1 protein-coding gene is annotated in these 286 nt (G+C 40.9%); it reads left to right on the forward strand.

Going from position 1 to position 286, the window contains the following annotated elements:
- Positions 1-7: 7 nt before the first annotated feature.
- Positions 8-286, forward strand: a 279-nt coding sequence (locus tag AACQ14_RS23860) for a UbiA family prenyltransferase (RefSeq protein ID WP_339366036.1), incomplete at its 3' end; no start/stop codon positions are given.

Below are 286 nucleotides of genomic sequence, written 5' to 3' on the forward strand. Positions count from 1 at the left end.
CATGATAATGGCTTTCTCTGAAGCTCAAGGTGAAATACCGTTAGTTGCTTGGTTGCTGTTTACCGCCAACCTATGTTGGACAGTGGCTTACGATACTATGTACGCTATGGTTGATAGAGATGATGATCTTAAAATTGGGGTGAAATCTACCGCTATTTTATTTGCTGAAAACGATAAGCGCGTTATTGGTTTTTTACAACTAACCACCTTAGCTTTATTATGGACAGTTGGTGATATTTTAGCGTTTGGCTGGCCATATCAATTATGCCTCATTGGCGCTGCAGGC

Source organism: Vallitalea maricola, from assembly GCF_036985595.1.
In the GTDB taxonomy this organism is placed as follows: domain Bacteria; phylum Bacillota; class Clostridia; order Lachnospirales; family Vallitaleaceae; genus Vallitalea; species Vallitalea maricola.